This window comes from Methylobacterium pseudosasicola (genome assembly GCF_900114535.1).
Classification (GTDB): domain Bacteria; phylum Pseudomonadota; class Alphaproteobacteria; order Rhizobiales; family Beijerinckiaceae; genus Methylobacterium; species Methylobacterium pseudosasicola.
Genome location: NZ_FOTK01000094.1, coordinates 1 through 7,619, shown reverse-complemented (window position 1 = coordinate 7,619; position 7,619 = coordinate 1). Strand labels below are relative to the sequence as shown.

General features: G+C 64.9%; 7 protein-coding genes and 1 pseudogene. 5 read left to right on the top strand and 3 right to left on the bottom strand.

Annotated elements, in window-relative coordinates:
- The 4 genes from BM228_RS35070 to BM228_RS32805 form a co-directional block, all read left to right on the top strand.
- A partial coding sequence (locus BM228_RS35070; protein WP_167367909.1) for a hypothetical protein occupies positions 1-540 on the top strand: 540 nt, incomplete at its 5' end.
- The gene (locus BM228_RS35065) at positions 537-1,151 is read left to right on the top strand and encodes an ATP-dependent Clp protease proteolytic subunit (protein ID WP_167367908.1); all 615 of its coding nucleotides are present in this window, start codon (positions 537-539) and stop codon (positions 1,149-1,151) included. The genes BM228_RS35070 and BM228_RS35065, both read left to right, overlap by 4 nt.
- A 1-nt stretch (position 1,152) precedes the next feature.
- Positions 1,153-1,470: a hypothetical protein gene (locus tag BM228_RS32810; RefSeq protein WP_092047452.1), complete on the top strand. Its 318-nt coding sequence runs from the start codon at positions 1,153-1,155 to the stop codon at positions 1,468-1,470.
- 36 nt (positions 1,471-1,506) lie between these two features.
- Positions 1,507-4,077, top strand: a complete 2,571-nt coding sequence (locus BM228_RS32805) for a hypothetical protein (protein WP_092047450.1) — start codon at positions 1,507-1,509, stop codon at positions 4,075-4,077.
- A 210-nt stretch (positions 4,078-4,287) separates the two neighbouring features.
- Here BM228_RS32805 and BM228_RS34380 read toward each other — a convergent pair whose 3' ends face one another.
- The 3 genes from BM228_RS34380 to BM228_RS32790 all read right to left on the bottom strand — a co-directional run bounded on the left by BM228_RS34380 (position 4,288) and on the right by BM228_RS32790 (position 6,577).
- On the bottom strand, positions 4,288-4,887 hold the full coding sequence (locus tag BM228_RS34380; RefSeq protein ID WP_139234339.1) for a hypothetical protein: 600 nt from the start codon (positions 4,885-4,887) through the stop codon (positions 4,288-4,290).
- A 206-nt stretch (positions 4,888-5,093) separates the two neighbouring features.
- Positions 5,094-5,318, bottom strand: a complete 225-nt coding sequence (locus BM228_RS32800; protein ID WP_092047448.1) for a hypothetical protein — start codon at positions 5,316-5,318, stop codon at positions 5,094-5,096.
- Positions 5,319-5,752: 434 nt separating this feature from the next.
- On the bottom strand, positions 5,753-6,577 hold the full coding sequence (locus BM228_RS32790; protein WP_092047445.1) for a KilA-N domain-containing protein: 825 nt from the start codon (positions 6,575-6,577) through the stop codon (positions 5,753-5,755).
- Between the two features lie 267 nt (positions 6,578-6,844).
- Here BM228_RS32790 and BM228_RS32785 point away from each other — a divergent pair.
- Positions 6,845-7,619 (top strand): annotated as a pseudogene (locus BM228_RS32785) (IS630 family transposase); the annotation flags it as partial.

Below are 7,619 nucleotides of genomic sequence, written 5' to 3'. Positions count from 1 at the left end.
GCCGCCAAGCGCCAGGCCGGGCTGCTCCCCCGCACCACGCAGGAGTGGTGGACGAAGCTGCACCTCGACGCGGTGGCCGGCGCCGAAGAAGTCGTGGCTCCGATGCGCGCCAACGCCAACGCGATCCGCGAGGGCGCCGCCCCGATCGTGATCCCACAGAAGCCGTCGGCAGCCCCGGCGCCGGTCGCGTACCCCATGGTGCGGGTCTGCCTCGCGCAGCCCGCCTTCTACCGCGGGTTCCTCGGCCACCGGATCGACCTGTTTCCCGGCAACGTCGAAGTGCCGGAGCCAGCCGCGCAGGCCGCGATCGCGAAGGGCATCGGTTTCACGCCGAGCAGCGCCGCCGGCCAGACCATCACGCGGGCCATGCTGATCGAGCCGAATGCCAGCTTCCAGATCGACGACACCGGGTCGGTCCGTGTCGTCAAGTTCACGGGCGAATTGGGCGAGGGCGGGAAGGGCCTGCCGCCGGCCCCGCCGCCGGTCGACCTGGGCCAGATGCCGGATACGCTCGGAGTGATTGCGGAGGCTGCGCAGTGAGACGCTACAGCCTCGACCGCAACGACGGCCGCATCTGGATCGACGGGCACATCGCCGAGGGTCACGTGAGCGCGGCGGCCGTGCGTCGGTCCCTCCTTGAGGTTGACCAGGTCGGACCGGTCCGGGTGGTGATCGACACGCCCGGCGGATCCTGCGCCGAGGACCTGGCGATTTACACCGCCTTGCGCGAGTGCGGCCGGCCCATCGAGGTCACGATCCGCAACGCCTACTCGATGGGCGCCGTGATTGCGATGGCGGGCGAGCGCATCTCCATTGAGACGAAGGGCATCATCGGCCTGCACAGCAGCCGCGTCACGCGCGAGGCAGCCGGCGCCGAGGTCGCGGACCGGCATCTCACGGCAGAGGCCCTGCGCAGATTTGCGCGGGCCCTGTGGTCGGAAGAGGCCACCAAGGGCGCCGCCGCTCGTGTGCTGGATCTCGCGCATGGCGCCGAGAACGCCGACGCCACGCACCTCGACGTTCTGGCCCGCCGCACCGGCCTGCCCCGGCACGAACTGACCGCCCTGCGGGCCGCTGAAACCGTCCTGACTGCCGAGCGCGCCGTCGCCCTCGGCTTCGCCGACTCCATCGTCACCTGCCTGGAGACCTGACATGGCCACCTATGCCGACCTCGAAACCCTGGCTGCCAAGGACCCCGCCGGTAAGGGCCGGCTCTGGTACGTCCCTGATGGCGCCTGTTGGAGCTACGCGGGCTGCGCAGTGACGCCGCGGGCCAATCTGAAGGTGCCGGCCGAGAACGTGCCCGACGCCCGCGTGCAGGCCGCTTTGGCGGACGGGTCGTGGATGGGCGCGGTGATCGACACCTACGCCACTCCCCTGAAGATCCTGGCCGTCCAGAAGACGCCTGCCCCCGGCATGCCGCTGAACGTCCTCCGGGCGAGCGACCTCGGCACCCCCGCGGCGGCCTGACCGCCCCGCCATCCGCACGACGAGTAGGAGAGCCGCATGGCCGACGAAGCGCTCCGCATGCAGGCGGAGGTCCAGGACAAGTTCTCCGGACCCCTGAAAGCCCTCCGGTCTCAGCTGCTCGACACGGCCAGGACCGGCGCGAACCACAGCGACACGCTCGTGAAGGGGTTCAAATCGGTCGAGAGCACGATGCAATCGACCGCCCGGACCGCGTCGAGCGTCGTGAACCCGGCGTTCGCCGCCTTGGGTGTCACCGGCCTCACCGCCGGTGCGGCGGTCGCCGGGATCTCGGCCGCGCTCAATAAGCTGACCGGGAACCTGACGGGTCTCGGGCAGCTGACACGCGACACCGGCATCGCCGCCAAGACGCTACAGGAATTCGGTGCCGTGGCTGGCCGGTTCGGGATCGAGCAGGATGCCGTGGCCCAGGGCGCCAAGAATTTCGCCGCTCAGATGCGGACGTTCTCCCGGAGCACCGGCGACGCCTTCAATTGGGTGATCCACCAGGGCACGAACGCCGCTGGCCGCAAGGCCTTCCAAAACTTTGCCACCGATCTCCAGCACACCTCGGACGAAGGTGAGAAGCTGAAGAAGGCTTTGACCTTCATGGAGACGATCAAGAACCCGGTCGAGCGCGGGATCTTCGCCCGGCAGTTCTTCGGCAACGACGATTTCCAGCGCCTGGCCGATCAGCACCTCGGCACCGTGACCCAGATGTTCAAGCAGGCGCGTGAGCGCCTCGGCGCTTACGACCCGGCCGACATCATCAACGCGGAGAAGTTCGACCGATCCATCAGCAGCCTCCGCAGCTCGATGCAGCGCTTCGGCCTGACAGTCGCCCGAGAGTTGCTCGGACCGGCTACCGAGTTCACGACCTGGATGGATACCTTGGTGTCGGGCGAACGCGCCGACGTGACCAAGTCGCTCCGCGAAGGCCTGCAGGGGGTGAAGAAGGAGCTCGGCGAGATCAACTGGAAGCAGTTCGGCGAGGACACGGTGGCCGGGCTGAAGGCCGGCACCGCGTTGGCCGGCTCGCTCGCCAGCGCTCTGCACGAGATCACCCAGACCATTCACAGCCTGCGCAATGGAAACTACGCCGAGGCCTTCTCGCATGCCGACAACGTCGCCGGACCGGTCCTGCCCGGCAAGGATCCGGGCGCCGACGGCCCTCTGCGTCGCCGTCTCGCCCCGCGGGTGGGTGATGACGAGATCGAGGCCCGGCAGCGGGTCGAGGACCTGAAGAAGCTGCGCGACGCCGCGCAGGAGGCGCAGGGCCACTTCATCGGCCGGACTCAGCAGCGCATGGGCCTGCTCGGAGCGCCCGGAAGCTACGACAAGGATCTGGACGCCGCGCAGGCCAAGCTGAAGGCCCTGGAGGGCCGGACGCCCGAGCAGCGGCAGAAGGACTTCGAGGCGTCGGACAAGCTGCGTCGCTCGATCGACAGCCTGACCGACGAGATGAAGGCCAGCCGCGGCGGCGCCACCGTTCAGAAGCAGTCCATGGACACCCAGGGCGGCCTGTTCGGTGGGGCCACGATCCAGTCGGCAGCGTTCGGCGGCGGCTTCCGTCGAGGCGGATACGGTGGCGGCGCCAATCTCCCGGGCGGGGGCTCGGGGCCAGGGTATGGCGGGGAACAGGGCCCGGCTGGTGGGGGCCGCAGCTTCAGTGGAGGCGGGCGGTTCAACGGCCTGGGCGGCAGCCGGCCCAGCATCGCGCCGATCGGCCCGCGGCCGGACGTGCCGTCGCTGGCTCCTCCTGGCGGTTACAAGGGCATCTCAGCCCGCGATATGAAGAACGTGAACCCCGAGATGGCTGAGTACATTCGCCAGTCCGCCATTGCCCACGGCATCGATCCGAACGTGGCGCTGCGCATCGCCAACAGTGAGGGTCTGCGAGGCTCCGTCCCCGGTGTCAGGAACACGCCGGGCGACAAGGGCACCTCGTTCGGCCCTTTCCAGCTGCACTACGGGTCCAACATCCCGGGCCTCACGCTCAAGGGCCTCGGAGATCGCTACACCCGAGAGACTGGCCACCATGCCAGTGACCCGAAGCATTGGAAGGAGCAGATCGACTTCGCCCTACGCACGGCCCGCAAAGAAGGTTGGGGCGCTTGGCACGGCCGCATCGGAGCGGGCATCGGACTGCGCGATGGCATCGGCACCGTCCGGCCGGTTCCCATTCCCAGTGGGCGATCAGCGACCGCCGAGCGAGCCGACGGTGGCGTCACCGACTTCTTCCCCAACGGCGCGCCCCGCGTGTTGAAGCCCAACAGCATGGGTGGCGCGCCCAGCCTGACGATGGATCAGGCCAATGCGATGCGTGGAGGTAAGGCGGACGGCGCGGGCTGGGCGGCTCGCGAGGCGGCCCGGAAGACCTTCGAGGCTCAGCAGGCGGAAGCGGATGGTCTGCGTGCCAGCGGCGCCAGGGTGGCCTCCGCGGCCTCACGAGCAGGCGTCGTGGCCATGCCTCAGATCGAGAACAACGGCAGCGTGGTCGTGAACATCCACAAGGCTGGCCCTGAGACCCGGGTAGCGACGACCGCCAGCGGCAAGCTGTTTCAGGACGTTGTCCAGCGCAGCGGTGCGCAGATGCGGCGGGCGGATTGAGCGTCTGCCGACCTGACACCGTCCCACATCGCCATCATCTTGAGCCCCGCCGGCATCCGCCGCGCGGGGCTTTTCTTTGACCTCAGGCGCGGTATGGTCTGCTCGATCTTTCGGACTCCCCCTGAGACCGAGATCACAACCTTCAGCCCGCCCGGTTCGCCGGCGCGGGCTTTTTCGTGCGCTTGGCCCTGCCATTTCTCGAACGACCAATTATTCCGTGACCTTGAATGATCGTGCGAACTCCTGGATCTGATACGCCAGTTGCGTATCAGGCCTTACATATTGTTCGGTCTTTGGATGATAGCCCCAATATGGCGAGATCGCTTTCCACAAATCCTCCGCGCAATAACCAATCTCATTAAAATCGTCTAACCCGTGCCCTAGATTGGTGCTTTTCCAGAACGGAGGCACTAGTCTTACATTCGCTAAAGCCTCCGGGTCCGTCGAGCTTTTGCATGATGCCACGAGATGGGCGATATCATTCCGAACTTTACTATATCCATCAATTTTTTTCTTAAGAGCGATCCAAGTATTTAATTGCTCCGGCCTATCTCTAAGCTTTGTTTTTATTACATTATGAAGCATTCTCATCTTTTGCTCGTATGATGAAAATGTAAAAAACAAGGCCCTCAAAGTTTTCATGTCCGCATTAAAGTCCCAGTTTGTAATGGCCCCATAAAAAATCTCAAACATGCCATCTTCGACACCCGCCCAATTGGCTGTAATTTTTCCCACCATAATCTCTAATTCGGCAACCTTTTCATCGGCCCCCTTGCCTGGGTAAAATGTGACCGATACAGTATTTGTCACTTCCATTTCCTCACAAAGAATCTTGCTTTGCTGTGAGCTGCGGCCTGCACTTTAACTCGAATATACGCGCCATATTCGCATGTCTTCCTGACTCGGCGCGCGAGATATTGTAGTTTCAGCAGAGCCATACCGCCTATGGCTCGACTGCTGGTGAGATCGGACGCTCCCCCGCCCGTGAGCAGATCGGGGCGGGGCCGAGCGGGTGCTTAGCTGATCTTCAGCATCTGGATCGCGTGGAACGGAATCACGTAGGTCTCGTGCGCCTGAGGCACGATCACCGTGCCGTTTCTCGTGCGCGCCTCTCCGGCGGCGAACCGGAGGGTCTTCGCGCTCGTGAAGAGCTCGACGTGCTTGCTGTTCTTGCGAGCCTCGTCGAGTTCCGCTTCGAGTTCGATGGCGCCCGGGACGGTTGGCTGGCCTTGAATGGTCATTGGGATAGAATCCTCGTTTTGTGAAAGGTACCCCGCCCGTGATCAGATTGGGCGGGGTTCGAGCGAGTCGTCAACGCAGTTCTTTTTCGTTCTCTGATCTCGCACCTTAGTTCGCGGCCGGCGCTTTGGTCTTCGCAGGATCCTGCGGAGCGGGCACTGCGGCTCGCGCCTGCGAATATTCCGGAGCGGCCTCAGACATTACCTTGTACGCGCCGGAGAATCCCGACGAGCTGATGACAAAGGCGACGAAAGCTCTTCCGAAGGCATCCCTGCGCGCGAAGTAGAACAGAGTTGACGCCCCGCCAATTCCGACGAAGAGGCTTGCGAGAAAATAGGCCCAAACCATTGTGATACTCCGGATGTTCGAATGAGTTTTAGCCCAGGCGGCCGTATGTCCCGCCCGGGCTCCGCTTGTCTCAAGAAATGCCGTGGTCTTACGCCTGGCGCATCTTCTTCGGGATCGGCCGCGGCGGCAGCTTCTTGAACGGCGCCGCCAATCCGGCAGAGGCGCCCTTGGCGATCAGGCGGGGCAGATACTCCAGCGCCCTGCTATCCCGGGGGCCGAAGTAGTGTTCGGCGCGCTGGGGCAGCCAGACCGTCCAGAAGTGCCGCCGGAACTCCTTCAGCATGTCGTCCGGGTAGGCCTTGGCCGGGACAACCCGTCCATCTTCGAAGCGATGCCGATAGGTCGGGAGGGAATCGGTGTCGATATCCCACTCTTCACGGAGCCATTTGCAGAAGATCCGGCCTTGCGAGATGTCCGGCAGCAGGCGCTCGGGCAGCGTGTAGCCCATGCTCTCCATCGGGGCGATGAGCAGGATCGTCATCTCGACCAGGATCGAGAAGTGGCCTGCGGGGACGTTGCCGTGGTTCGCCATGTGGCGGCGCAGGTGGTACGGGATAACCGACTTCGGCTGGCCGCGCCCGGTCATCCACTCGCGGACCCACCGACTTACCTGAACCGCGAACTCTGGTGAGCACCACTGCCCCAGGTTGATCGCAACATCAGGATGCACCCACGTGCCCTGCTCTTCGGGATTTCCGCCCCTAACTACTTGAACCAGTTCCGTTATGGGAATTCCCATATCGCTCGCGAGGGCGGCGAGAAACGCCTTCGTGTTGGCGGTCCTTCCGTAGTCAGCGAAGAGCTTCCCGGTCGCCTGGCACATCGCCGTGGCGTTGATGTAGCCGTCGCTCGGGCGCTGGCAGACAAGGCCGCCTGCCGTCTGATGGGGGATGAGGTCGAAGTGCTGCTGCATGGCCACAGTTCCTAAGCCACGTGTTGATGACGCCGGCCTAGGGTCTGGACACATCCTCCGGATCGGGATTTAGATCCGGTTGCGCGAGGTGGTCCGGCCCTTGGCCGACCTCTCTACAAGAGACCGTCCCCGATTCGTCGTTGGGGGCGGTCTTTCTCGTTTCGAGACAATCACCATCCCCGCCGGACCTGAATTCGTCTAGAGCAGCATCCGAGCGTGATGAAACGGCTGGCGCGGTGAAGGGTTGGTCGGCGAAGGAGAGCGCCGATGTCCTCAGCCCTGTCCGTCGATCTGCGTCAACGCGTGGTCCATGCCGTCGCGGCCGGCGCCTCCCGACACAAAGCTGCCGAACGCTTTGGGGTCAGCCTGGCGAGCGCCAGTCGGTGGTGTGAGCGCTTCGTCTGTGAGGGCCACGTCGCGCCCAAGCCGATGGGCGGCGATAAGCGCTCGCACCAGATCGAGGCGCAGGCCGACCTGATCGTCTCCCTCTACGAAGCGCAGCCCGGCATCTACCTGCACGAACTCCGTGCGGCTCTGGCCGAACGCGGCATCTGCGTGGCCCAGAGTAGCCTCTCGCGCTTCTTCAAGCGCCACGGCATCTCGCGAAAAAAAGTACGGGGCACGCGGCCGAGCAGGACCGGGAGGACGTGAGAGCTGCGCGCGAGGCGTGGTTCGAGGGCCAACTCGACCTCGACCCGGATCGCCTCGTGTTCATCGACGAGACCGCAGCCAACACCGCCATGGCCCGGCGCTACGGGCGCGCTCCACGGGGCGAACGCTGCCGGATGAGTGTGCCGCAGGGCCACTGGAAAACCACCACTGTCACGGCGGGTCTGCGCACCAGCGGCATCACCGCCCCCTGGCTGCTGGACGGTGCCATGAACGGGCAGGCCTTCCGCACCTACGTGGCCGACGTGCTCGCTCCGACGCTCCAGCCCGGCGACACGGTCGTCATGGACAATCTGCCGGCCCACAAGGTCAGCGGCGTCCGCGAGCGGATCGAGGCGGTGGGAGCCCGGCTGCTCTACCTCCCGGCCTACTC

Bases quoted from the DNA above. Each gene is read 5' to 3' on its own strand.
- BM228_RS32810 (WP_092047452.1), top strand. From the start codon at position 1,153: ATGGCCACCTATGCCGACCTCGAAACCCTGGCTGCCAAGGACCCCGCC.
- BM228_RS32800 (WP_092047448.1), bottom strand. From the start codon at position 5,318: ATGACCATTCAAGGCCAGCCAACCGTCCCGGGCGCCATCGAACTCGAA.
- BM228_RS32805 (WP_092047450.1), top strand. From the start codon at position 1,507: ATGGCCGACGAAGCGCTCCGCATGCAGGCGGAGGTCCAGGACAAGTTC.
- BM228_RS32790 (WP_092047445.1), bottom strand. From the start codon at position 6,577: ATGCAGCAGCACTTCGACCTCATCCCCCATCAGACGGCAGGCGGCCTT.